Source organism: Streptomyces agglomeratus, assembly GCF_001746415.1.
Classification (GTDB): domain Bacteria; phylum Actinomycetota; class Actinomycetes; order Streptomycetales; family Streptomycetaceae; genus Streptomyces; species Streptomyces agglomeratus.
Map to the genome: position 1 here is coordinate 48,600 of NZ_MEHJ01000002.1, position 24,209 is coordinate 72,808.

The window sequence follows — 24,209 nt, forward strand, 5'->3', positions numbered from 1 at the left end:
CCATGACCGTCGATCCCACCACGACTGTGACCTCAGCGCGCGCCGACAACGCGCCTGCGCAAAACTTATGGCCTGGCGGTCGATTCGGCGGCCTCGGTGCTGAGGGTGCGCCCGCCACGGTCAGGTGGGAGTCCGTCCAGACCGAGCCACAGCGCCGCCGCCATCCCGCCCCGCCGGGCCGCCCGGTTCAGGTGTCATGCGAGGCGACGGCCGCGCGAAACTCCTGCGTCATCAGCGGGACCGAGCCACGCTGCACGGGCGCCGCGCCCGGTTCGCCCCACACCATGTGGAGCGCCGCGAGCAGCTTGTCGTTCATCGCCTCGTCGACCACGGCCCGGTACTCGTTGAAGATTTCACGTCTGTCCCGGACGGCGACCATGGTTCCGTGGCGGCTGCCGGTCCACCCGATGGTGGTGACCTTCAGCCGAGCTGCTTGCAGCTGCCTGTGAATTCGCCCCGGGGCGGCCGTCAGTACCGGACAAGGGCGATCGGCCGCCCCGGGCCCCCGGAACCCCTAACAGAGAAACCGGAGACCCCCATCATGACCGCAACGCTCCAGCAGATCGAGTCCAGCTCCCGTCTTCTCGGAGACGAGGTAGAGGCGTGGCTCAAGCAGATCACCCCGATCAGCAGCCCGGCCAACCCCCTCTCCGCGTCGCCGGTTTCCGCCCCGGCCGCGGAGCACGGCTTCGACATCAAGGCCCTCGTGGCCGCCGGCGTCGCTGAAGTCGAGCGCTCTCAGAAGGCCACCGCCACGGCCCAGCAGCTCGCCCGCCCCGGCCTGCTCGCCCGCATCACCCGCCGCCACCTGCGACCCGCGGACCGCGCCAGCGTGCACATCCGCCGCGCCGCCGCCGAACTCGCCACCGGCGGATGGTGCCGCGGCGTCCTTCGCGACACGCGACCGCCTGCACCTCCAATCTACGCACGATCGAGCCGCCGGGCTCAGGAGACGACCAAGACGTCAGCGCAGGCCATAGCTACTACCGCGGGTTCTTGAAGCTTGCCCCCCAGACATATCCGCCCCCGCAGACCCGCGTCGTGAGGGCCCTGCCCACCCCAGGGCCCTCACCCTCCTACCGGCCGGCAGCGCATGTGCTTCTCGCGCCCCCTGTCCGCCCGGGCTCCCGGGGGAGCGCCATGAGGGTGTGACTTCCTCGGACGAGCAGAGTCAGGGGGCGGGACCACATCCGGCCGCCCACCTTGACGGCGCGGGCATGCACCCGCGACGCGGGATCGGCCAGGGGCTGATCGCCGTGTGTACCCAGACCATCAACCAGATCCGTACCCTCATCGTCACCGCCCCTTCCGAAGTACGCGACAAACTGCGCGGCTTGTCCGCACGCGAGTTGATCGACACACTCGCCCGTTCCCGTCCCACCGGTGACCTCGGCGCCCCTACCTGCGCGGTCAGGACAGCACTCCGGCGGCTCGCGCGCCGCTACCAAGTGCTCGACGAGGAGATCAAGGATGCGGACAAGGAGATCGGAACGCTGGTCACCCTGGCCGCACCCCGGCTCGTCGCGCTGCCCGGGGTCGGCCCCGAAACCGCCGGCCAGCTGCTGACGACCGCGGGTGACAATCCCGACCGGCTCCGCTCCGAAGCAGCCTTCGCGCACCTCTGCGGAGCGGCCCCTGTCCCCGCAAGCTCCGGCCGCACCAACCGCCACCGGCTCAACCGGAGCGGCGACCGCGCGGCCAACAACGCCTTGCACACGATTGTCCTCGTCCGCATAAAATGCGACCAGCGCACCCAGGAGTACGTCGCCCGACGCACCGCAGAGGGCATGGTCAAAAAGGACATCATGCGCTGTCTGAAACGGTTCGTCGCCCGCGAGATTTACCGCCACCTACCTCACGTGATCCACACCTCACGAACGCTCCCACAGACCACTTGACTATCTATAGGAGTCAGCCGTTCACCTGCGGATGACGCCTCGCGGGCGTGAAAATCGGTACGGGGGCTGTCCGCCGACGCCGATCGATGTCTGGGCTGTGAGCCCGCATAGGAGTCTGGTGAGGGAGCCGTCCGAGGGGCCGCACACTGTCGTCTCGAGCACGCCGTTCAGCTTCTCCGTCTCCCCTCAGGCTCCCCGGGCAGCCCCCGCCCGCACCAATGCCCAAGGGGAGGAAGACGATGGAGGAGTCCAAAGACGACCACGACGACGGAAGTGTTGCCCGGGTCGCGGCGATCGACATCGCCAAGGCAACCGGGATGGTGTGCCTGCGCATCCCGCACGACACCATCGAAGGCCGGCGCGTCCAGCAGGTCTGGACGGTCGCGTCCACCACGAACGCGATCCTCGAACTCGGCGACCGGCTGGTCTGCCAGGGGGTCCAGCGGGTGGTGATGGAGGCGACGGGCAGCTACTGGCGGCCCTTCTTCTACCTCCTGGAGGCCCGCGGCCTGGAATGCTGGCTGGTCAACGCACGTGATGTGAAGAACGTCCCCGGCCGGCCGAAGACCGACAAGCTCGACGCGGTCTGGCTGGCCAAGCTCGCCGAACGCGGCATGGTCCGCGCTTCGTTCGTACCGCCCAAGCCAGTCCGGCAGCTACGAGACCTCACCCGCACCCGCACAGTGTTCATCCAGGAACGCACCCGGCACAAGCACCGGGTGGACAAGGCCCTGCAGGACGCGCAGATCAAGCTGTCCGACGTTGTCTCCGACCTCTTCGGTCTGTCCGGCAGGGCCATGCTCGATGCCCTGGCCGCCGGTGAACGCAACCCCCGAGCTTTGGCGGATCTCGCCAGAGGGAGCCTGGTGAAGAAGAAGCCGGCCCTGGCCGAGGCACTCACCGGGCAGTTCGAAGAACATCACGGCCGCCTGCTGGGCGTGCTGCTGGGCACCGTCGACCACCTCACCACGCAGGTCCAGGAACTCGACCGGCTGATCGCCGACCTCATGAAACAGACCACGGCTCCATACGACACCGGCGGGCCGTCGGACGGGGACGACACCGGCGGGCCGTCTGTCCGCGACGGTGTGACCGCGCAGGAACTGGCCGAGCGTCTCGATGCGGTCCCCGGCATCGGTCCCGCCACCGCCCAGATCGTCCTCGCCGAGATCGGCCTGGACATGAGCCGCTTCCCCACCCCCGAACACCTCGTCTCGTGGGCGAAGCTGTGCCCCCGCACGATTCAGTCCGGAGCGAAGAACACCGCCGGCCCGGCGGGCAAGGGCAACCCATGGCTCAAGGGCGCCCTCGGCGAAGCCGCCAACGCCGCTGCCCGCACCGACACCTTCCTCGGCGCTCGCTACCGCAGAATCGTCAAACGCCGCGGCCACGCCAAAGCCCTCGTCGCCGTCGCCCGCTCCATCCTCGTCATCACCTGGCACCTGATCAACGACCCCGACGCCCGATACCAGGAACTCGGCACCGACTGGCACCAGCGCCATCTCAATCCCGCCCGCAAGACCCGCGACCTCGTCCGCCAGCTCCAGGCCCTCGGCCACCACGTCACCCTCGCACCCACTATCGTGGCCTGACCTCAGTCACCCCCACCCACAGAGAAACCGTCCGGCTCCGCCGTACGGCGCTCCCGCCTGCCCGGAGAAACGGGGATTTTCCGTTCAGCTTCTCGCCCGACTCACCACATACGGTCTTAGGCACCGTCGCCTCGGTCCTCGAGCCGGGCGCGCTGGAACGCCTCCAGCATCGCCAAGCGCGTCTACTCCGCCCGGGCCGCGCGCTCCCGGGACGCCGCGTACGTGGCATGCCGCTCGTGTGCCGTGACCCACTGCGCGAACCAGGCTCTCCGCGACCCGAGCGATCTCGACGGTCGGCGCCGTACGGATCGCCTCTTCGGCGACCGCACGATCAGGCTCATCCAAGGCGTACTGCAACTCCACCCGCGCGAGTACCTCCCGGCCTACAGGGGTGGACTGCAGCCACAGCACCACGCCAGGGTCCTCCACCATGTGCAGGCGGAGCCGCTCCGGGCAGCGGTTTCCGTGAGGCGTAGGTACAGCTCGGGGTCGCTGCTGCTGGCGCGCATCTCCGCCGAGGCCTCTGGGCTCTCTCGGATGTACCTGACCAGGGCCTCCAGTGACGCGGTGGTCCGCATGAGATGGGCCGAGTCAGGTTCGTACGGACGGGGTCCGGGGTCGCCGGGCTCCCAGGTCCGGGCCGCACCCGCAGTCCCCGACAGGGGGCTGCCCTTCAGAAGAGGGCGAATTATCACGAACAGTTCTTGCACAGGACTCCCGCATCGCGCCAATCGAACCCTCGCGGCCAGATGGTTTCCTTATCTGCCTGGGCTCCATGGAGGTATGCCGTAGAAAGATTGGCTCCAGAGAGGTTAGTTCCCACAAGCTTTGCTTTACAGAGATTCACCCTACTGAAATTCGCAGCTTCTTCACGGGAATCATTGACTCTGCTGACATCCGCTCCCGTTAGATCTGCGCGATGGAGGTCGGTGATGAAGAAGTTGGTGTTCTGCAGCTTGGCCTCTCTCAGGTCGGCACGCGACAGATCAAGACGTGAAAGATCAAGCAGAGGGTCTGCTCGCTCGGATTCCTGACGTCCAATCACCGTGATGGCAGCCTGCAAGTCGGGTGCACGAGTGCCAAGTCGTGCTGGAAGGCCACAATCCCTGTTCCAATCAGAGTGCGCTGCTCGGCGGTGCAGAAATGCCACGAGGACCTCGGTAACTGCGAGCCGGTTGTCTTCACGGTGTTGGCTCGCGACCTGCTCCAGCCCGTACACCCCACCCGTTCGTGTTTCAGGGCGGCTACTTCCCAACTGATCGATGGCACGGGTGAACCGCTCACTCGCTTGTCCTTGCCGGGTCAGCGTTTGTGCATCGGCAGCCTGATCACCGTCTTCGCGGAGCTGTTCAAAAGCAAGAACAGCACCTGCCAAAACGGCCAAGCCACCAACCGCCTGCAGCGCTGTCGTACGCAAGTCATTCTGCAATCGCAGGCGAGCGTCTGCCAGCTCGAAAGGATCCTTCTTGCTTAGCCCTTCTACTTCCCTCAGGTCTGTCAGCTCTTCGTGTCTCAGCCGTGGGGCAAGTCTCCGAGGGAACACCAAGCCCCAGAGGGCCAGCAAGATGATAACTGCGCCACACACGGCTAGAAACACAACAAGCCAACCCGGCATGAAGACTCCCAAACTTGACCCTGGCCGTTGTCGCTCCAGAAGATAGCGACTTCGGGGCCGCAAATGTTGCTCCACCAGACCCTCCCGCGTGGTCTATTGCATCGAGAAGCTGGGCCGCGGCTCCGGGGCGTTCGAGCGGGGCGTTGCGGCGCTGGCGCAGTACAAGAACCGCGCGAGCTCCCTGACCGCCCCCAGGAGCCACGTAGAGCACCTGGAAGACAGGACAGAGGTCAAGCTCGGGGTATTTCTGTCGAACACGAAATCCAGGCGCGCGAAGCTCACGGAGGACAAACTCCAGGCGCTGGCCGACCTCGGACTCCACTGGCCGTAGCGGCGCGGGAAGGAAGCCCGCGCCGGTGTGCCTGTGTGCGGATGGGTGGTCACCGAGTACCCCTGTTCCACGTGCCCCGGAAGGCGCCGACCCGCGGCCAGCGCCGGGCCGACCCTGGCGAGTCGCGCGGGTCCAGGGTGAGCCGACTCGGATACGCGGTGCGAAGTTCGTAGCATGGCAGTATGGCTGTCTTGTCACAGATGGTGCCCCTGGGTACGCCCGCGCCGGGCTTCGCGCTTCCCGATCTGGTCGGCCGGACTGTCCGCCGTCACGACTTTGCCACCACTCCTGGGCTGTTGGTCGCATTTTTGTGCAACCACTGCCCCTACGTGCGCCATGTCGAGGCCGGGCTCGGCAGGCTGCTCGCCCGGTACCCGAACCTGGCGGTGGTGGGCGTCTGCGCCAATGACGCCGACGCCTATCCGGACGACCGGCCCGAACGCCTGGCTGAGCAGGCCGGGCGGGCTGGCTGGACCTTCCCGTACCTGGTAGATGCCGACCAGAGCGTCGCCCGGGCTTACCAGGCCGCCTGCACGCCGGACTTCTTCCTCTACGACGCCCAGCGCCGGTTGGCCTACCGGGGAGCGATGGACGAGTCCACACCGGGAAGTGGCAAACCGGTCACCGGTGAACTACTGGACGCCGCGATCACTCACGTCCTGGCCGGTGAGCCGGTCCCTGAACCCCACCGACCGAGCATGGGCTGCTCCATCAAGTGGCGAGAGTGATCACCGCTCTCTTCGAGGAGGGCAGGCCGAGCCGGCCATCCGTGACAGGAAGAGACTCAAAGGTGGGTGGGCTTCACCTCTGCCCACACCGCCCATCTCATCGGCGCTCGTCCAGAGGGGGGTCTCAGGAGCGGACCAAGCGCCCGATGGTGTCCACCACGCTGTCAGCCGCATCCCTAGCCCGATGAGAGCGTATGGCAAGATCTTCCTCGCCCGAGGCGTAGTGAAGAGTGAACGTCGCCTCTGCCAACTCGGCGAGACCCTCTCTGTCAGCCTTGGGTGAGATGCCCCGTTCTGCGGGCTTAGCCTGAGAGGGCACGACAGGAGAACCGCCCCGTATGCCAAGCACTGAGCCCGTCGGGTCCGACCCGGCACCGAGGCCGAAGCGTCGTACGTTCACCTCGGAGTACAAGCTTCGGATCGTCGCCGAGTATGACGCCGCGCCCAGGAACGAGAAGGGCGCGGTCTTGCGCCGGGAACGGCTCTACCACTCGCACGTCAAGGAGTGGCGGGCTGCCCGGGATGCCGGGGCCCTGGAAAGCCTGGTCGACCGCCGGACCAGCCCGGCCCGCACGAGGAAGTCCGCTGCGGAGGTGGAGAACGAGAAGCTGCGCCAGCAGGTGGGGCGGCTGCAAAAGGACCTGGCCCGGAACAAAGCCGCACTCGAGGTGATGGGAAAAGCCTCTGCGCTCTTGGAAATGATCTCCGAGAGCGCGGACTGAGGCACGCCGCCGACCCGGTCCTCGACACCGCGTTCACCGGCGTCGGGGACCGGCTGGGCATCACGGCCGCGTGCCGGCTGACCGGCCGCTCCAGGGCCACCCATTACCGTCGGCTCAAGCCCCCGGCACCCCGCGCAGCCCGCTCCCACGTCCAGGCACAGCCCTCGGCCCTGACGGACCAAGAACGTGCAGCGGTACTGGAGTTGATGAACAGTGCCGAGTACGCGGAGCTGCCGCCGGCGCAGATCTGGGCCCGTGAGCTGGATGCCGGCCGCTATCACTGCTCGGTCTCCACGATGTACCGGGTCCTGCGCGAGCACGGGCAGTCCGGCGAGCGGCGTCGTCAGGCCACCCACCCGGCCAGGGCGGTGCCCGAACTGGTGGCCATCGCCCCTTCGCAGGTCTTCACCTGGGACATCACCAAGCTCGCCGGACCGGCCAAGGGCATCTGGTACCACGCCTACGTCGTCATCGACATCTTCAGCCGCTACATCGTCGGGCACACCGTGGAGCGTGCCGAATCAGCCGAGCGTGCCGAGGAGTTGATCCGCGAGACCATCGACCGCAACGGCATCGTGCCCGAGACCGTCCACGCCGACCGGGGCACCTCCATGACGTCCAAGAAGGTCTCCCAGTTGCTGATCGACCTCGGTGTCACGCGCAGCCATTCCCGGCCGAAGGTCTCCAACGACAACCCCTACAGCGAGGCCCAGTTCAAGACCACCAAGTACATGTCCGACTACCCGAACGGTTCGATTCCCTGGCGCACGCACGCGAGTGGTTCGAGGCGTTCACGTCGTACTGCAACCATGAGCACCGGCACTCGGGTATCGGCTGGCACACACCTGCGAGTGTCCACTTCGGCACCGCCGAAGAGGTCCGCGACCAGCGCGCCGTCACCCTCGCCGCGGCCTACACCAGCCACCCCGAACGCTTCGGCCGCCGCCCCACACCACCCGAAATACCCCGGCAAGCGTGGATCAACGACCCCGCCAAACGCAGGGAACCTACACCACAGATCTCATAGCATCACAAACGTCTCACTGGACTTGAAATCTTCCGGGGCGCCGATCAATGGTGCCCCAGACATCACAGATGTTCCGGTTTGCCAGCGGCCGGTCCTAGCATGGGCCCATGCCCGAGCGCCGCTGCGATCCGTCCGGCCCGTACGATCTGCGCCTGACTCTCTCGGTGCTGCAGCGCGGCGGCCGCGACCCTGCCTTCCGCTGGGCCGACGGCGCGTTGTGGCGCGTCTTCCGCACACCGCAGGGGACGGTGTGCCTGCGGATTGGCCGGTCGGGCGGTGAGGTGGTGGGAGAGGCGTGGGGGCCGGGCGCCGGCTGGGCGCTGGAGATGTGCCCACGCTGCTGGGGGCGAAGGACGATCCCGGGCTCTTCGTTCCTCGTCATCGCGTCGTCGCCCGAGCCGCGCACGGTCATCCTGGATTGCGGTTGGCACGGACCGGGCTGGTGATTGAGACGCTGGTCGCCAGTGTGCTGGAGCAGAAGGTTCCACTCGGGAGGCGTTCGCGGCCTGGCGCCGGCTGCTGCTCCGCTACGGCGAGATTCCGCCCGGCCCGCACCGGACGGCATGCGCGTCCCACCCACACCGAAGGAGTGGGCGAGGATCCCCTCCTGGGAGTGGCATCGGGCGTGCGTAGGAAGACAAACGCGCGTCGGCAATCGTGCGGACCTGCCGCTGCGCATCACGGCTGGAAGAGGCCGCCGGCATGGACCTGCCCGACGCCATGCGGCGCATTCAGTTGGTGCCCGGGATCGGACCGTGGACCGCCGCAGAGGTGCTACAGCGCTCCAACGGCGCACCTGACGCCCTCACCCTTGGCGACCTGCACCTGCCCGGACACGTCGGTTACGCCCTCACCGGCCGCCGCGGCCTGGGCGACGCAGACATGCTGGAACTTCTGGCGCCCTATGCCGGGCAACGCCATCGGGCCGCCCGACTCATCATGCTCAGCGGAGGCATTCCCTCCCGGCGCGAACCCCGAGCGCCCCTTGGACACATCGCGCGCCTGTGAAAGGCACCCGGCTCCATGAGCGTGCAGCTGCGTGTTCATGGTTAGAGCGGGGGTCGGCAGACAGGGTGACGGCGGCCCCGGTTTGGTCGTGGCGAGGGGTGCGCGCTCAGGCGCAGGTGCCATGCGCGTCTGTGAGGACCATGGTGTTTCGGGTGAGGCTGAGTGCTTGGAGGGGCAGCGGGGTTTCTTCGACCAGTCGGCAGCCCCGTAGCCCGACGCCAGGTTCGGAGTGGCGAAGCAGCTGGGGTTCTCGTCCGTGGTGACGCCGTCGGCGGCGAACGCAGGCCCGCGAACAGGACGGGCAGCCTGTCCCGCTGGGGGAAGGTAGTCATGGCTTTGAATTGCGCGGCCGTGCCCTCGGCCGGAAGCTCGGTGTGGCGTCGATCTCCGACCGGCGTGACGTAGCTCCTGCCGGTCGGAGATCGACGCCACCGCTACTGATCGGTACCGTCCACGGGAACAGCGGATGCCGATCCCGGTACACGGGATGACATCGCCACCTTGAGGCCGCCCGCCCGCACACGACAGGGGACATTGATGTTCCGCAAGGTATTGGTCGCCAACCGGGGCGAGATCGCGATCCGCGCCTTCCGCGCGGCGTTCGAGCTCGGCATCTCCACCGTGGCCGTTTTCCCCTACGAGGACCGCAACTCGCTCCACCGGGCCAAAGCCGACGAGGCCTACCAGATCGGCGAAAAGGGCCACCCGGTGCGGGCCTATCTCTCGGTCGAAGAGGTGATCAAGGCCGCGCGCAAGGCTGGTGCCGACGCCATCTACCCCGGATACGGCTTCCTGTCGGAGAACCCCGACCTGGCCGCCGCGTGCGCCGAGGCCGGGATCACCTTTGTCGGCCCTCCGGCTTCCGTACTGCATCTCACCGGGAACAAGTCCCGCGCGGTGGCGGCCGCCCGCGAGGCCGGGGTTCCCGTACTGAAGTCGTCGGAGCCGTCCACGGACGTGGAGACGCTGATCGGCGCGGCCGACTCCATCGGGTTCCCGGTGTTCGTCAAGGCGGTCGCCGGCGGCGGCGGGCGGGGAATGCGGCGCGTCGCCGAGCCCGGCGAGCTGCGGGAGGCGATCGACGCGGCGATGCGTGAGGCGGAGTCGGCGTTCGGCGACGCCACCGTCTTCCTGGAGCAGGCCGTCATCAACCCCCGCCACATCGAAGTGCAGATCCTCGCCGACGCCAACGGGAATGTCGTGCACCTGTACGAGCGTGACTGTTCGGTGCAGCGCCGCCATCAGAAGGTCATCGAGATCGCGCCCGCGCCGAATCTCGACCCGGAGCTGCGCGCGCGTATCTGCGCCGACGCCGTCGCGTTCGCCAAGCACATCGGATACGTCAACGCGGGGACCGTGGAGTTCCTGGTCGACGAGCGCGGCAACCACGTCTTCATCGAGATGAACCCGCGTATCCAGGTGGAGCACACGGTCACCGAGCAGGTCACCGGACGGGACCTGGTGATCGGGCAGCTGCGGATCGCCGCGGGAAAGACACTTCCGGAACTGCGCCTGACGCAGGACGACATCGTCCTCACGGGCACGGCCCTGCAGTGCCGTATCACCACTGAGGATCCCGCCAACGGTTTCCGTCCCGACACCGGCACCATCTCCGCGTACCGTTCCCCGGGCGGCCCCGGTGTACGGCTCGACGGCGGCACCGTCCACACCGGCGCCGAGGTGTCTGCCCACTTCGACTCGATGCTGGTCAAGCTGACCTGCCACGGCCACGACTTCGACAACGCGGCCCGTCGCGCACGGCGTGCGATCGCGGAGTTCCGTATCCGCGGAGTCGCCACCAACCTGCCCTTCCTGGGCGCCGTGCTCGACCACCCCGGCTTCCGCGAAGGCCGTATCACGACGAGCTTTATCGCCGAGCATCCGGAGCTGATCCGGGCGCGCCCCTCGGCCGACCGCGGAAGTCGCATGCTCACGTATCTGGCCGAGACGACAGTCAACCGTCCTCACGGCCCGCGTCCCCAGGTGATCGACCCGGCCGCCAAGCTCCCTCCCGCCTCACTGGGCAGCGCATCCGCCGAAGGCTCCCGGCAGCGCCTCGCGGCGCTCGGCCCGGAGGCGTTCGCAGCGGAGCTGCGTGCGCAGCGGGCCGTCGCGGTGACGGACACGACCTTCCGCGACGCGCATCAGTCCCTGCTCGCCACCCGGGTGAGGACGCGCGACCTGCTGGCCGTCGCCCCGCATGTCGCTCGCACGGCACCGGAGCTGCTGAGCCTGGAGTGCTGGGGCGGTGCCACCTACGACGTGGCCCTGCGATTCCTCGCCGAGGACCCGTGGGAGCGGCTCGCGGCCCTGCGGGAGGCGGTGCCCAACATCTGTACGCAGATGCTGCTGCGTGGGCGCAACACCGTCGGCTACACGCCTTACCCCGTCGAGGTGACCGAGGCCTTCGTCGCCGAGGCAGCGGCGACCGGCATGGACATCTTCCGGATCTTCGATGCGCTCAACGACGTCTCGCAGATGCGTCCCGCCATCGATGCCGTCCGGTCCACCGGCACCGCGCTGGCCGAGGTCGCCCTGTGCTACACCGCGGACCTGTCGAACCCGGCCGAACAGTTGTACACGCTCGACTACTACCTGCGCCTCGCGGAGCAGATCGTCGAGGCCGGCGCGCACGTACTGGCCATCAAGGACATGGCCGGCCTGCTGCGGCCGCCCGCTGCCCGCACCCTGGTGACCGCACTGCGCGAGCGCTTCGACCTTCCGGTCCATCTGCACACCCATGACACGGCGGGCGGACAGCTCGCGACGCTGATCGCCGCGATCGACGCGGGCGTCGACGCCGTCGACGCCGCCGTCGCCTCGATGGCGGGCACCACCAGCCAGCCTTCCTTGTCGGCGCTCGTGGCGGCTACCGACCACACCGAGCGCGCGACCGGGCTCTCGCTCGACGCGGTCGGGGGACTCGAGCCGTACTGGGAGGCCATGCGCAAGGTCTACGCGCCCTTCGAGTCGGGGCTCGCCTCGCCGACCGGGCGCGTCTACCACCACGAGATCCCCGGCGGACAGTTGTCGAACCTGCGTCAGCAGGCCATCGCGCTCGGCCTCGGCGACCGCTTCGAACTGATCGAGGACTGCTACGCCGCCGCCGACCGGATGCTGGGCCGGCTGGTCAAGGTGACCCCCTCCTCCAAGGTGGTGGGAGACCTCGCCCTGCACCTGGTCGGAGCCGGCGTACAGGCGGCCGACTTCGAGTCCGACCCCGGCAAGTTCGACGTTCCGGACTCGGTGATCGGATTCCTGCGCGGCGAACTGGGCGACCCGCCCGGCGGCTGGCCCGAGCCGTTCCGTACCCGCGCACTGAAGGGCCGCCCTGCGCAGGCCGAGACCCCGACTTTGTCGGACGAGGACCGCGAGGGACTGGGCCGGGAGCGGCGGGCGACGCTGAACCGGTTGCTGTTCCCCGGCCCGACCAGGGAGTTCGAAGCCCACCGCGAGGCCTATGGCGATACGTCAGTTCTGCCCACGCAGGACTTCTTCTACGGTCTGGAGCCGGACACCGAGCACACGGTCACGCTCGGGGCCGGTGTCACGCTTCTGATCGAGCTGGAGGCGATCTCCGAGGCCGACGAGCGGGGCTTCCGTACGGTGCTGGCCACGCTCAACGGCCAGTTGCGCCCGGTGTCGGTGCGGGACAAGTCCGTCGCCACCGAGGTCAAGGCCGCTGAAAAGGCCGACCGCGGCAACGACCGGCATGTCCCCGCGCCGTTCGCCGGTGTCGTGACGCTCCAGGTGGAGGAGGGCTCTACGGTGTCGGCGGGTCAGACGGTGGCCACCATCGAGGCGATGAAGATGGAGGCTTCCATCACTGCCCAGTGCGCGGGCACGGTCGCGCGATTGGCGATTGGAAAGATCCAGCAGGTCGAGGCGGGCGATCTGCTCATCGAGATCGGCTGACGTCCGCTCGCGCGGGTGTACGCGGCCGGCCCGGGTGAGTCCCTGGGCCGGCCGCCCGCGTACAGCAGTTGGCCGGCCGTCCGCCCCCCATCGCTGCGCCTCGGGTGCCAATGCTGACCTTTTGTTGACCCCTGAATGTTCGAAATGTCCCTGACCGGCACGGACACGCGAAGGTCGCGCTACGCGTGCGTTGACCTGGCGCTATGGGCACTGGCCTCGTTCTCGAGAGGTGTGGGTGTCGGGGCCCTTTGCCCGTCGTGTGGAACCGCCGGGCATCACGCGAGATCCAGCACCCCGCCCATGTGCAAAATTCGTTTGGCGCACCGGCGCCCGCTCATCCACTTCCGACCTGACCGCCCGGGTACGGCCGCGACGCGGTTCTTCGGCGGGCCGGCCCGACAGCCCGTCAGGGTAACCCCGGTCACTCAGGCGGCGGGACGAGATCACCGCGCAGCCGCCGGGCGCGCAGCACCAGTTCCATTTCGAAGCGGCGGTCCGGGTCGTCCAGGTCCTCGCCCCCCAACTCACGGAGCTGTCTCAGCCGGTAGCGCACGGTCTGCGGGTGGACTCCGAGCCGGGCGGCCACCTCCGGCGCGCTACCTCGCGTTTCCAGCGAGGCCAGCAGGGTCTCGGCGAGACGGTGGGCGTGCGCGGGGCCGCCGCTGTCGCCCAAATGGGCCAGCCGCCGCCGCGCCAGATCGTCGATCAACTCACCTGAGGGCAGCAGCACCAGGGCTTCGACGTGCTCGCCGCAGTGCAGGAGCCGCCCTTGCGGCAGAAGGCCCCTGCTCGATCATCGTGACGGCGGCCTCGGCCCAGCGCAGCGACGTGGCGGCCTGTGTCAGGGGAACCGACGGGCCGATCGCGCCGGACCGGGGCGTTCGTCCTGTGGCCGGGGTGATCCGAGTGAAGCGGAGTGGGAACGGCTGCGCCGTTTCTGCCCGTCAGTAACAGGCGTTGTGGCAGGTGCCGAGACCAGAAGCCGCCCACTCCCCCGACAGGCCGACCCCACGCCGCCTCGCCGCCGACGCGGTGCGGCCGCTGGTGGAACCCGCCCCGAAGAGACGCTCCGATGACCGACGTCCCAGTCAGGGCAACCTGCGCTGGCTTATCAGCCACCCAGATCATCCCTCCTCACAAGCAGCGGCGCGCCTCAGACCACCCATCCGGAACGCTTCACCATCGACCCCACCCAGGCTTACAAGCGCTGGACGAAACCCAACACCGTAGTCTCGGTGGCGGTCCAGCCCCACGACCTCGAACTCGTCCTCACTCAGACTCCTTCATGCGCCCAGTCGCCGCACGGCCTGAGCTTGATCTTTAACCTGGCTGCTGTTTCAGGTGGACGTGTTCGGTGAGGGTTTCGGCTCGTTTCACGGTCTTCCCTGGCTCGTAGCGTGGGGCTGGCCTGCGGTTTTGTGAGCCGGGTGTGTCAACTTAACGGCTGATCTTGGTTGTTGAAGGTCAGTTGTTGCTCGGGGTGAGGCGGCCTTCGAAGGCGATCTGGAAGGCGTTCAGGGGCGCCTTCCAGCGCATGGTCCACCGCTTGCGGCCCTTGCCGGTCGGGTCCAGGCTCATCAGCGCCATGTAGATGCACTTCAGAGCGGCGGCTTCGTTGGGGAAGTGCCCGCGGGCGCGGACGGCCCTGCGGATGCGGGCGTTGACGCTCTCGATCGCGTTCGTGCTGCAGATGACCTTGCGTATCTCGACGTCGAAGGAGAGGAAGGGCACGAACTCGGCCCAGGCGTCCGACCACAGCTTCACGATCGCCGGATACTTCCCTCCCCAGGACTCCTGGAACTCCAGGAACCGCTCCGTCGCCGCGTCCTCGCTGGGTGCGGTGTAGACGGGCTTGAGTGCCTTGGCGACCTTGTCCCAGTCCTGGCGGGCGGCGTAACGGAACGAATTGCGCAGCAGGTGAACCACGCACGTCTGGACAATCGTGCGAGGCCAGACGGTTTCCACAGCCTCGGGAAGGCCCTTGAGCCCGTCGCAGACGAGCATGAGCACGTCGTCCAGGCCGCGGTTCTTCAGCTCGGTGAACACGTGCAGCCAGTACTTGGCGCCCTCGCCGCCGTCGCCGGCCCAGATGCCGAGGATGTCGCGGGTGCCGTCCACGGTCACCGCCATCACCACGTAGATCGGACGGTTCGCGACCTTCCCGTCCCTGATCTTCACGTTGATGGCGTCCACGAACAGGACGGGGTAGACGCGGTCGAGGGCCGGTTCTGCCATTCGGCCATGCCGTCCATGACCTTGTCGGTGATGGTGGAGATGGTCTGTTTGGACCCTCCGCTCCGTAGACCTCGGCGAGATGAGCGGAGATCTCCCCGTGAGTGAGGCCCTTCGCGGACAAGGAGAGCACCATCTCGTCGACGCCGGTCAGACGCCGCTGCCGCTTCTTGACGATCTGCGGCTCGAAGCTGCCGGCGGTATCGCGCGGCACCCTCACCTCCACCGGGCCGACATCGGTCAGCACGGTCTTCGCCCGGGTCCCGTTGCGGCTGTTGCCGTTGTTCTTCCCGGCCGGATCGTGCTTCTCGTAGCCGACGTGATCGGTGATCTCGCCCTCCAGGGCGGACTCCAGCACCCGCTTGGTCAGCTGCTGCAACAGCCCGCCCTCCCCGGTCAGTTGCAAACCCTCGTTGCGGGCACGGTCAACGAGCATCGCAACGAGCTGCTCGTCCGACACCGCACTCGACGGTGCCTGAACCACCTGCCCGGCCTGCTCGTTCTCCACGGCGGTCTCCGTCATCAGACGCATCTCCTTGATCATCAGATCCGCCGTTGATTAGACACTCCCGCGTCCGCCGCCCTGCGGGCGCACTTTCGACGGCGGGATCAGCGGCTCGGCGATCTCCCACAGCCCGTCCGGAACAATCCAACTCCACGTACCCCGCCCCATGCCGAGTCCAACGAACCAGCACCACATAGGACATCGTCTAAAGATTCCGAACGGTATGCCCGGCATCGCCGGAGTTCTGCCGGGCCTGCCTGGCGAGGTCTTCCGCCAGATCGTTGATCTTGCGGGCCTCGGAGTACAACGAAGCCCCGACAAAGCAATCAAGGGCATCACCTGGGCGCCACCCACGCCCGCTACCTGACCCCGGGCTCCTCGGCAGCCGACTTCCCCCGGACGGACAAGCCCAGCGCCCCCGACCCATCCCCGGTGCCCGTCCCCACCTTCGCCTGGTGGTGGGACCACCTCGCACAATGACCGCCATCCCCGACCACCTCCCACCACGCCGGCGAGAGCGTGCACGGGCCTGCTCCTCATCGGCCCGCACGCCTGCGTGATCACTGCCTCAGGCGCAACCGCTGAAGCGCAGCGGGTGTCGCAAGGCACCTCCGCGGTCGATGGCGGTGTCGGCACTGATCTCCACCACCAGCTCCGGGCGAACGAGGATCGCGTCCAGGACGTCGCAGGACACCCACGTCAAGGCGAATCGCGCTCCCATCCACGGGTGCCCGGGTTCGGCTGCGGCGAGGTGCTCGCCGGCCTCCCGGGCCGCATCCGGGCGCAGCCGGACCGTACGGCCGATCGCGCACGCGGCCGTACGGGTCGTGGCGGCCAAGGACGAGGGGCTGGGGCCGGGCGAGGGTGCCAGCGGCGCCGATGATGGCCGCGGTTACGCCGGCGGCGACAACCAGGACGGCGTAGGCGTCGCGCTGATGCTGCCGCCGCACGGCATCGACCGGGCCACGGTGGGCTCCGCGGGCTTGCGGCCGCCCAGCAGCTACCGAGGGTCGTACAGCTCCCGGGCCAGTGCGGTGAGTTGGTCGCGGGTGGGGTCGACCGGGATGCCGCTGGCATTGAGGTACATGACCGCTACGGTGCAGGCGACGGTCAGATTGGAGCGCTCCAGCCAGCGGCAGCGGGCGAGGGTGTGCACAAGCGCTGCTGCGCGGGCGTAGGGGCCCATAGATGGGTTGCTCGAGGAGTCCCTGCACGTTGACCTGTCCTGGGTACTCGAAGTCGCGCAACGGGCCGGCCACCGCGATCCTGCACCGGACGACCTCGGCGTTCCGCTCGCCGCTGTCGCCCGCCACCGCGGAGAGTGATGCCGCTGACCGTAGTTGTGGCCACTGACATCTGCCGAACCCGGATTAGCGTCGGGCTCGCCGCCAGCTATGGGCCGGGCTGAGAGGCGGCAGAGACGAGAGACGGCGGACCGTGGGGGCGGGACCAGCGGAGGAAGCGGTCGTGGCTCCGCCCCCCACGGGATCAGGCGGCGGGGACGGCCTGGCCGGGTAGGCCACATAGGAGCGAGGCCGTTATGCGCTACTACGGGGATTTGTCGTGTGGCATCTGGGAGGGGTCCGGGCCTGACGTGACCTGGCTCCAGATCGCCAATACCACCGCGACCTGCGCCAGCAAATAGGCGACCTGCACTGATACGTGGCGCATTTGGTAGACCGACAGCAGTAGGTCGATGGGTGAGCGCCAGTAGGGGCGCTCGTGGGTGAACGAGACTACGTCGATTCTGATCCCCGTAATAGTGAGTACGAGCAGCAGAAGGGCGCAGCCCAGGTCGGCCACCCCTCTTGCTTGGCCGGTCATCGCGACTAAGCCCAAATGCACGAGGACGGGGGCAGCAATAGCGAGTGTGACGAATAGTGCTTTGGTCGGTCCTTGACGGCCAGGCAATATGCGCCACAAGGCGCCAAGCAGGAATCCGCCTGCCATCCAGGTAATCTGCCAAGAACCAGCGTGATACATGGCGGCCAGGAGCCCGACTCGCTGCTCCATCACGATGGCCCAGGAGCCATCCTTTATTGACCATGCCCAGAACATCACGCACGTCGCTGGCACCCCGAGCCAGCCAGCTGTGCGGGCGGTCTCGCGGGCGTTATCCCACCAGGAAGTGTGTGGTCCCCAGCAGAGCACCACATCGATAGGGCTCACGCTCTGTGGTAGACGAACGCGGCTCGGCAATCCGGCAGGGCGAGCGATGAAAGGGGAAACTCTCCAGCGGTGCAGCCGGTCCAGCATGCGCTCGATGCTTGCCCGGTTGAGCACCTCTTCATCGTGCTGTCCTTTCTCCAACCGCCTCAACTGCGCATGCAGTTCACGGTGGCGGCCGGCGGCCTGAAGAAAATGAGATCGATCCTGAGGCGTCAGGAGCTCGTTGAGTCCGGTGTTCGCTGCGACTTCGCGGGTTAGGCGTGCGTGGCGGACGCCGAGGTGCAGCAGCAGGGTGACGGCAGCCAGATTGAGGAGCAGGCTCAACACAGTGGCCGGAACACCCGCGTACCACCCGTAGGCAGGGGCTACGGCCACCGGGAAGAACAGTAGGATAAGTAGCCGGTCCTGCTTCGGTGGGGCGAACGGCGAGGCGCCGGTGGCCAGAGCCCTGGCACGGAGGGCGAAGAGCAAGGCGACCGCGCTAATCACCCAGTTCGCAGTCCACACCAAAGTAGCCCAATCAAGGCCGAACCATACAAGAAAGTCAATGAGTTCGTCGGTGACGCCCTCGTCGTATGTGACCCCCTGCGGGTTCTCGAACTTAGTGCTGCTCAGCCAAGAGAGGCGCTCCCAGAACCGGTACGCTGCTATCAGACTCCATATCCCTGCGGTGACGGACACTTCTGCCAGCCCAAAACCAATGCCATGTAGCCGCATGCGGTGGTCATTGGACCTTCCCCACGAGGCGGCCGCAATGCGCTGCAGGGCGGCGGCGACACCCAGCAACCACAAGAACACCAAGGCAGCGGCCGCTGCGGCGAGCCAAAGCGAACCAATACGCTCCGGCCAGAAGTCCGCGTTCTGGAATTTCCAAGGCAGTCCGAACCATGGCGGCCAGAGCACAGGCAATGCGCTCAGCACCGCGGCGGCGAATGCGGCCCATGTGATGCTGCGCCGCGGCCGACCAAATGCGATCAGCGCCAGCCCCGTAAGGCTAACCACGAGCCATACCACCCGGTCCTGGTAGTGGTCCACCACAGGGTGGTCTACGAACTCCTGGACCATCATGTATCCGGGCCTGACCAATACGCCTTGCAGCGCGAGCAGAAAGGCGATCCAGGCTGCAGCCTGCAAGCCCCAGGCCGCCTTACGGCACCGGTCCGAAGTCGCTGCCCGCTGCAAGCGGCGGGCGGCCACCAGCATCAAGCCTGCGACAGCGATGTCCCAGGCAAACCCCTCGAGCAGGACCCATGGATAGCGACCTGCGGCCGCGTTCCGATGCTGCGGCAAAGGCGCTGCGAAGGCCAAGTGCGGCCAGCTCTGACTCTGCTCATCCCGCCATCGAAGCATCTTGCCTTTGTCGATCTCCCCGGGCGGGGGGGTCACCCATTGCGGCGCCTGGCCGTCGAGGTCGACGGAGACCTCACTCCACAAAGCCCGGGACAAAGCCGCAGGGGGAGTCAACCTCACGCGCCAGTTATCCGCACCGAAGTCCAAGTTCCAGGGCCCCACATCAGTTCTGCCGTGATGGTCAGCCCATGTGTGAGCCCGGTACTCCACGCGGAGCCGTCCTGCGTCACTAGTCACGGCAGGCGCTGTGGTACGCCACTCCTGGCCCCGGACCCACCACATGCTGTCTTCATTGCTGTCAAGAAGGCAGCGCATGGCCGATCGGTACGCCTCGGTGTTCGGCGCCAGCGAAAGGGCGGGTGCCATGGCCCACTTCGTGGGAACAGTGACTACCAGGCTGCTGGATAATTTACTGAAGTCCGAACCGCGATGCCTGAAAGTCAACGAAGCACGGACCGTAGCCTCGGCGAGTTGGTCCGGTCGGCAAGGGTCCGTCGGGACCGCCAGCGCAATCCCGGGGGGTCAAGGCGATTGCTAACAGCAACCCCAGCGACAGCGCAAGCAGCCTCAACATGTCCGCAGCCTCCCCCTCGCTGCGAGAGAACTAACCTCACGATTCGTTCTCTCCCTTATGGCCGATACCTAAGTCCTGTCCCCTGACTACTGGTCAGCGGTGAGATGATCTTGACTGTGTCTGGTGTGATCACGGCGTGGCAGCCCTCTTGGACAGCCCCGTTCAGCGGGTTAAGCCCGCGCCAGTTCGGCAAGCTGATCACCCCGCTCCGGCACGAGGGTGCGGATCCGGTGCGCAAGGGCCAGCCGTTCGGCCGTAACGAGATGCGTGAGGCGGCGACGCCTGAGCGCCAGTTGTGCGGGAACCGACCGTCATGCCTCGTCGTCATGGTCGTACAGGCGCTGCTCCAAGTCGCTCGCCCAGTGCTGGGCCCACGCGCGCAGCTCGGCCGTCTCTTGTGCGGTGAGGCCGTACGCCGTGAACTCGTCGTCGTCGGCCCACTCCGCACCGGTCAGTCGGTCGCGGAGGTCGTGCAGGCGAAACTCGTCGCGGCCGTGCCGCCTGCCGAGCTGTTCCAGCTCATTGCTGGTGCGGTGGCGGGAGGCTGCGTGTACGTCGATCAGGTCGCGGACGGCGCCGCGGTCGGCCAGGGCGCGGACCTTGGTGCCGATGACGGAGTCGAAGGCGAGGACCGGCCCGTACTCGGTCTGGGCCGGAGGTGTCCAAAAGTGTTCTTTGAGGACATCGACCTCGCACTCCTCGCCGGTGTCCGGGTCCGTGGCGATCAGGCGGGCCGACAGTGCGTCTACATCGATCACGCGCACCTGCCAGCCCCGCGAGACTAGGCCCTGCTCCAGGCTGACGATGATCTGAGCCATCGGAGCCGGGTTTTCGGTGGCGACGTCGAGATCCTGGCTCAGGCGCTCAACGAGACCGTGCGCCTGGACGGCGTACCCGCCGGTAAGGACGAGCGGGAAAGGGGAGCCGATGTCGATGACGGCGGCCAGGAGCCGGCGGTGCAGGTCGCTCAGTTTCACGCGGCGGCTGATCCCGCGGTCGTCAGCTCGGGGAAGGCTTCCTCCCAGACCTCCCGCAGGTGCCTGCTGACCAGGGTGCGCAGGACGGGCCACTGGGCCAGGAGGAGGTCGCGGTTCAGCAGGGTCACAATGTCCTCGTGCTGCCCCTCGGCCAGGACGGTGCGGTACAGGCCCATGCGAAGGCGTGGGCGGTCCAGGTCGTAGGCGCGCAGTCCGGACCAGGCGACGTGCAGCGGCAGCTCGACCAGGCCGTGCTTCGGGCCTGCGAGCTTGTCCAGCGAGGTGGGCAGCCGGGCCGCGTACCGGGCGTGCAGCACCTCGGCGGCCGAGGGCGCCGCGCCTGTGGAGGAGAGCATGACCATGGTCCCGATTATCCCCCGTCCCGCCCGTCTCCGGAACCACACAGGAGCGCGCAGCACACCCGATGGGCGGTTCGCGCTCCGCCCGGGAGGGACGACATCAAGCGCCCCACGTCGTCCGTTGGCGTGTCCCCATCCATGTGACGGCCCCTTTGGGGACACAGAACCGGTGCAGGCCCTGGGGAGTGCCCGCCGGGTCGCGTGAAGTGGCTCTTTGTGGCCCCAGGGTTTCCCTCCGGGTGTCTTTGCACGGCGAGTAAGATCATGAGGGCGGGAAGCGTCGCTGCGCGGCGAGGCGGGGGAAGGACAGAGCGTGGGCCAGGGGCGGATGACGTTCAACGTGCGGTACGGGACGTCCTTTCCGGTCGTGGTCCGCCACGGCGAGGGACACGCAGGGCATGACGCTATCGGGCTGCTCTGCCGCGTGCCCGACGGCCAGGCAGGCGCCGCGCACCCCTGCGCCCGTACCTTCGACGTCGTCGGTGAGGGCCCCGGCGCGATTGCCCGGGTGTCGACGGAGGAGACAGGCTCGCACGTGAGTGGACGCCCTGCCGTGTACCGGGTCGACGACCCGTACGGCGCTCGGCTGGGCCGGATCACCTACCGGCACGGACGCGCCCTGCGCGGTGCCCGCGCGCGTTGGACCGTCGAGTCGGTGACCGGACACTGCGTGCGCGGCTACCGTGGGCGCTTGTTCTGGTGGGCGCTGTGGTGGCCCGTCGGCCTGCCCGTGAGCCTGGTGTGGCTGATCCTGTCCCTGCTCGGCGAGGGCGACGACGCCTTCGGCAAGCCGCGCAGGGTGATCTGGCGCGACAGCTCACGCCGGGCGCGCCTCGTCTTCCGGGGGGTCGCGGACGAGTACCAGGTCCTCGACGGGAGCTGGGACCCCCGGCTGGTCGCCGCGCTACTTGGACTCCACCAGTCGTACGACCCGTCCGAAGGCAGCGGCGAGAACGGCTGGTACGCCAGACCCTGAGCCTGCCGTCTGACAGTCCGCTCTCCACCTGGGCGGGCCAGTCGAGCCGGCCGAGCACGGCGTTACTCCCCGCGCCAGGGCCCCACCACGTCCAGTGTGGAATCTGGAACGCCTCGCGCCAGCCGACCATCCGCGCCCATACCCGCCAGCACACCCGAGGACAGAAACCACGCACACAGGAATACGCAAACCCATGACAGCCACCCACCACCCTGCTACTGAGGCTTGCGGGTGTGTCAATTTAACGCCTGTCTCACATTCGGTGGTGACAGAGGGTGCTGCTATCCGAGGAGGATGCGGTGGCGAAGCAGGGTGAAGCCTGCTCGTCCGTGCATCTGGCGCGCGATCCGCTTGGTCTTGGTGTTGACACCCTCGGTGGGGCCGTTGCTGTACGGAAGCGTGAGGGCGGCGTTCACGGCGTCACGGTCTCGTTCCAAACCTCGGGCGAAGGCATGCAGGTGGGGCAGGTCGGCGCCGCGGACCTGGACGATCCAGCGCGAGAGTGCGTCGGCATTGTCGGCGTGAGGGACAAGGAGCGGGGCGAAGTCTCGGATACCTGTGGCCAGTTGGGTCATCTCAGGGCAGGCGGCGGTGAGCTTGGACAGGAGCTGGTGTTGCTCGGCCTTGAGGTTGTCGGGCCTGGTCAGCAGCATCCGGGCGAGCCGCCGCGGGGAGATATGGCTGCGGTCGGCGTCCGCACGGCCTTGGTTGATGTACTTGTGCAGGAGGTTCAGGCAGCCCGTGAAGCCAAGGCCTTTGATCTCTTCGAAGAGGTGCTTGACGGGGACTCCAGGGTCCTCGGCCCGGCGCTTGCGCAGGTGCTCGCGGTAGGGGTCGACCAGGCTGGCGCGGTACTTGGGGACGCGGAGTATGCGCTCGGGCCGGTCGGCGCGGGCGTAACGTTTGACGGTGTTCAGGGCCAGTTCCAGGCGGCGGGCGCATTCGAGCAGGCCCACGCCCTGGTCGAGCAGACCGTGGACCTGGTGCCAGCGTTCCAGGGTGGTCTGGGCGCGGGGTCCGTCATAGATAGGCGCATCCAGCACAGTGGCCCAGCAGGTGCTGTGCGCCTTGACCTCGCTCAAAACGGCTTCGCACAGGTTGTGCCACAGATGCCAGCGATCACCAACCTGCACCGCGTCGGGCAGAGCGCGGCGGATGGCCTCGCATAGGTCGCCGAGCCGTCACGGCATACGACCTCGACGCCAGGGTGCTCGCGCAGCCACGCCTCCAGCGTGTCGGCCGTGCGGTCGGGCAGTACGTCGATCCGCTCATGGGTCTCGGCGTCGATCACCACGGTCGCATAGCGGTGCCGCCGGCGCAGAGCGAAGTCGTCGACGCCGATCACGCGGGGCACCCGCCCGGCGGGCAGCGGGATCCGCAACAGGGCGCGCAGAGCCGTGTGACGCGACAGCCCCATCGCAAGTATCGCCAGCAAGCGTGCCCCAGCCCGGCCCGCTAACTCCTTGACCACGGCCTTGACTTGCCTGGCCAGACGGGTCGTGCGGCGCTGGTAACGCTCCAGCACCCCGGGCACCTGCTCGCGGAAGGTGTGGCGGCAGCCGCGCGTGGGACACACCAGACGCCGTACCCGCACCCGGACCACCACCCGTCGGTCATCGACCGGCGCATCGGCCACGATCCGCCAGTGATAGCCGTGCACCCGCCCGGACGACGCCCCGCACGCCGGACAGGCCGCGGTGTCCTGGGGAGTCCGTGCCCGCACCGCGATCCGCTCGCCCTCGTCGGCCACGTCCTCGATGACCAGCGGGGCCAGGCCCGAAAACACCGTCTGCACAAGCTCGTTGACATCCTTCACGCGAATGTCAACGACCATCACGACTCACCGTCACCACCGAATGTGAGCCAGAGCCGTTAAGTTGACACACCCGCCCCGTTCACGGCCGCGCGCCCGGTTTTACCGTTTTACGGCGCAGGTGTGGCTGTCGCGTCGACGTCTCCCGACCCCGGTGATCCAGGTCTACCTCGGCGTGTGGATCCTGCTGACCCTGACCCGTGTCCGGTCCGTCGGCGGAGCCAAGGCATGGTGGGGCGGCTGCGCCGAAAGCGTGCGCACGACTTGCAGTCCACGCGCGGCGATGAGCTGGCGGACGGTCTAGCATCGCCCGGCGGGGCCCCCGCCAATCCTCTGCGTTGCGCCAAGAAGCCGACTCCCTGCGATCCGGTTTATTACCCCAGGGCTGCAGTCTCTGCTTCAGTTGCGCACTGAAGGT

15 protein-coding genes and 8 pseudogenes are annotated in these 24,209 nt (G+C 67.7%); 12 read left to right on the forward strand and 11 right to left on the reverse strand.

What is annotated here, in order from left to right; all coding sequences use genetic code 11:
• Nucleotides 1-187: 187 nt before the first annotated feature.
• The gene (locus tag AS594_RS36910; RefSeq protein WP_069774645.1) at nucleotides 188-379 is read right to left on the reverse strand and encodes a hypothetical protein; all 192 of its coding nucleotides are present in this window, start codon (nucleotides 377-379) and stop codon (nucleotides 188-190) included.
• Between the two features lie 162 nt (nucleotides 380-541).
• On the opposite strand from AS594_RS36910, the gene AS594_RS36915 reads away from it, so the two are divergent.
• The 3 genes from AS594_RS36915 to AS594_RS36925 all read left to right on the forward strand — a co-directional run bounded on the left by AS594_RS36915 (nucleotide 542) and on the right by AS594_RS36925 (nucleotide 3,490).
• Nucleotides 542-1,000, forward strand: a complete 459-nt coding sequence (locus AS594_RS36915) for a hypothetical protein (RefSeq protein WP_069934042.1) — start codon at nucleotides 542-544, stop codon at nucleotides 998-1,000.
• Nucleotides 1,001-1,148: 148 nt separating this feature from the next.
• Nucleotides 1,149-1,898: a transposase gene (locus tag AS594_RS36920; RefSeq protein ID WP_240509340.1), complete on the forward strand. Its 750-nt coding sequence runs from the start codon at nucleotides 1,149-1,151 to the stop codon at nucleotides 1,896-1,898.
• A 239-nt stretch (nucleotides 1,899-2,137) separates the two neighbouring features.
• Nucleotides 2,138-3,490: an IS110 family RNA-guided transposase gene (locus AS594_RS36925; RefSeq protein ID WP_069774610.1), complete on the forward strand. Its 1,353-nt coding sequence runs from the start codon at nucleotides 2,138-2,140 to the stop codon at nucleotides 3,488-3,490.
• 691 nt (nucleotides 3,491-4,181) lie between these two features.
• On the opposite strand, the gene AS594_RS41975 is transcribed toward AS594_RS36925, so the two are convergent.
• On the reverse strand, nucleotides 4,182-5,105 hold the full coding sequence (locus AS594_RS41975) for a pentapeptide repeat-containing protein (RefSeq protein ID WP_079148511.1): 924 nt from the start codon (nucleotides 5,103-5,105) through the stop codon (nucleotides 4,182-4,184).
• Nucleotides 5,106-5,193: 88 nt separating this feature from the next.
• On the opposite strand from AS594_RS41975, the gene AS594_RS36935 reads away from it, so the two are divergent.
• The 6 genes and pseudogenes from AS594_RS36935 to AS594_RS36960 all read left to right on the forward strand — a co-directional run bounded on the left by AS594_RS36935 (nucleotide 5,194) and on the right by AS594_RS36960 (nucleotide 12,836).
• A complete protein-coding gene (locus AS594_RS36935) occupies nucleotides 5,194-5,436 on the forward strand; it encodes a Helicase associated domain protein (RefSeq protein WP_069931738.1) in 243 nt (80 codons plus the stop codon).
• A gap of 182 nt (nucleotides 5,437-5,618) precedes the next feature.
• On the forward strand, nucleotides 5,619-6,164 hold the full coding sequence (locus AS594_RS36940) for a thioredoxin family protein (RefSeq protein ID WP_069931739.1): 546 nt from the start codon (nucleotides 5,619-5,621) through the stop codon (nucleotides 6,162-6,164).
• Between the two features lie 338 nt (nucleotides 6,165-6,502).
• Complete coding sequence (locus tag AS594_RS45585; protein ID WP_069936076.1) at nucleotides 6,503-6,886, forward strand: transposase; 384 nt, start codon at nucleotides 6,503-6,505, stop codon at nucleotides 6,884-6,886.
• Nucleotides 6,887-7,092: 206 nt separating this feature from the next.
• Nucleotides 7,093-8,193 carry a DDE-type integrase/transposase/recombinase gene (locus AS594_RS41980; RefSeq protein ID WP_079148907.1) on the forward strand — a complete coding sequence of 367 codons (1,101 nt, stop codon included), beginning with the start codon at nucleotides 7,093-7,095 and terminating at the stop codon, nucleotides 8,191-8,193.
• Nucleotides 8,078-8,921: pseudogene (locus tag AS594_RS36955) on the forward strand (DNA-3-methyladenine glycosylase family protein). Before AS594_RS41980 ends, AS594_RS36955 begins: the two are co-directional and overlap by 116 nt.
• A 537-nt stretch (nucleotides 8,922-9,458) precedes the next feature.
• Entirely contained in the window at nucleotides 9,459-12,836 is a 3,378-nt protein-coding gene (locus AS594_RS36960; RefSeq protein ID WP_069931741.1) for a pyruvate carboxylase, read from the forward strand.
• Between the two features lie 421 nt (nucleotides 12,837-13,257).
• Here AS594_RS36960 and AS594_RS36965 read toward each other — a convergent pair.
• The 5 genes and pseudogenes from AS594_RS36965 to AS594_RS36980 form a co-directional block, all read right to left on the reverse strand.
• Nucleotides 13,258-13,708: pseudogene (locus AS594_RS36965) on the reverse strand (PucR family transcriptional regulator); the annotation flags it as partial.
• Nucleotides 13,709-14,300: 592 nt separating this feature from the next.
• Nucleotides 14,301-15,504 (reverse strand): annotated as a pseudogene (locus AS594_RS36970) (IS256 family transposase).
• Nucleotides 15,505-15,642: 138 nt separating this feature from the next.
• Nucleotides 15,643-15,741: pseudogene (locus tag AS594_RS45590) on the reverse strand (IS5/IS1182 family transposase); the annotation flags it as partial.
• A 400-nt stretch (nucleotides 15,742-16,141) separates the two neighbouring features.
• Nucleotides 16,142-16,411, reverse strand: a complete 270-nt coding sequence (locus AS594_RS36975; protein ID WP_069931742.1) for a hypothetical protein — start codon at nucleotides 16,409-16,411, stop codon at nucleotides 16,142-16,144.
• A 162-nt stretch (nucleotides 16,412-16,573) separates the two neighbouring features.
• Nucleotides 16,574-16,778, reverse strand: a pseudogene (locus tag AS594_RS36980) (fic family toxin-antitoxin system, toxin component); the annotation flags it as partial.
• A gap of 3 nt (nucleotides 16,779-16,781) precedes the next feature.
• Between AS594_RS36980 and AS594_RS46865 the strand changes: the two are divergent.
• Nucleotides 16,782-16,895, forward strand: a pseudogene (locus AS594_RS46865) (fic family toxin-antitoxin system, toxin component); the annotation flags it as partial.
• A gap of 226 nt (nucleotides 16,896-17,121) precedes the next feature.
• Here the strand turns inward: AS594_RS46865 and AS594_RS36985 are convergent.
• Entirely contained in the window at nucleotides 17,122-19,605 is a 2,484-nt protein-coding gene (locus AS594_RS36985; protein ID WP_338120235.1) for a DUF6185 family protein, read from the reverse strand.
• A 177-nt stretch (nucleotides 19,606-19,782) separates the two neighbouring features.
• On the opposite strand from AS594_RS36985, the pseudogene AS594_RS41995 reads away from it, so the two are divergent.
• Nucleotides 19,783-19,917: pseudogene (locus tag AS594_RS41995) on the forward strand (IS5/IS1182 family transposase); the annotation flags it as partial.
• A gap of 60 nt (nucleotides 19,918-19,977) precedes the next feature.
• Here the strand turns inward: AS594_RS41995 and AS594_RS36990 are convergent.
• Together AS594_RS36990 and AS594_RS36995 are read right to left on the reverse strand one after the other, a co-directional pair.
• Nucleotides 19,978-20,643 carry a nucleotidyl transferase AbiEii/AbiGii toxin family protein gene (locus AS594_RS36990; protein WP_069931744.1) on the reverse strand — a complete coding sequence of 222 codons (666 nt, stop codon included), beginning with the start codon at nucleotides 20,641-20,643 and terminating at the stop codon, nucleotides 19,978-19,980.
• Nucleotides 20,640-21,005 carry a hypothetical protein gene (locus AS594_RS36995; RefSeq protein WP_069931745.1) on the reverse strand — a complete coding sequence of 122 codons (366 nt, stop codon included), beginning with the start codon at nucleotides 21,003-21,005 and terminating at the stop codon, nucleotides 20,640-20,642. The genes AS594_RS36990 and AS594_RS36995 overlap by 4 nt, the downstream gene beginning before the upstream one ends.
• Nucleotides 21,006-21,315: 310 nt before the next feature.
• On the opposite strand from AS594_RS36995, the gene AS594_RS37000 reads away from it, so the two are divergent.
• Nucleotides 21,316-21,978 carry a hypothetical protein gene (locus AS594_RS37000; protein ID WP_141746925.1) on the forward strand — a complete coding sequence of 221 codons (663 nt, stop codon included), beginning with the start codon at nucleotides 21,316-21,318 and terminating at the stop codon, nucleotides 21,976-21,978.
• Nucleotides 21,979-22,259: 281 nt separating this feature from the next.
• Here AS594_RS37000 and AS594_RS37005 read toward each other — a convergent pair.
• Nucleotides 22,260-23,812, reverse strand: a pseudogene (locus tag AS594_RS37005) (ISL3 family transposase).
• Nucleotides 23,813-24,209: the final 397 nt, after the last annotated feature.

What these genes read in the sequence shown, in the direction of transcription:
- AS594_RS36910 (WP_069774645.1), bottom strand. Translation starts at nt 379, where the DNA reads ATGGTCGCCGTCCGGGACAGACGTGAAATCTTCAACGAGTACCGGGCC.
- AS594_RS36915 (WP_069934042.1), top strand. Translation starts at nt 542, where the DNA reads ATGACCGCAACGCTCCAGCAGATCGAGTCCAGCTCCCGTCTTCTCGGA.
- AS594_RS36925 (WP_069774610.1), top strand. Translation starts at nt 2,138, where the DNA reads ATGGAGGAGTCCAAAGACGACCACGACGACGGAAGTGTTGCCCGGGTC.
- AS594_RS41975 (WP_079148511.1), bottom strand. Translation starts at nt 5,105, where the DNA reads ATGCCGGGTTGGCTTGTTGTGTTTCTAGCCGTGTGTGGCGCAGTTATC.
- AS594_RS36940 (WP_069931739.1), top strand. Translation starts at nt 5,619, where the DNA reads ATGGCTGTCTTGTCACAGATGGTGCCCCTGGGTACGCCCGCGCCGGGC.
- AS594_RS45585 (WP_069936076.1), top strand. Translation starts at nt 6,503, where the DNA reads ATGCCAAGCACTGAGCCCGTCGGGTCCGACCCGGCACCGAGGCCGAAG.
- AS594_RS41980 (WP_079148907.1), top strand. Translation starts at nt 7,093, where the DNA reads ATGAACAGTGCCGAGTACGCGGAGCTGCCGCCGGCGCAGATCTGGGCC.
- AS594_RS36960 (WP_069931741.1), top strand. Translation starts at nt 9,459, where the DNA reads ATGTTCCGCAAGGTATTGGTCGCCAACCGGGGCGAGATCGCGATCCGC.
- AS594_RS36995 (WP_069931745.1), bottom strand. Translation starts at nt 21,005, where the DNA reads ATGGTCATGCTCTCCTCCACAGGCGCGGCGCCCTCGGCCGCCGAGGTG.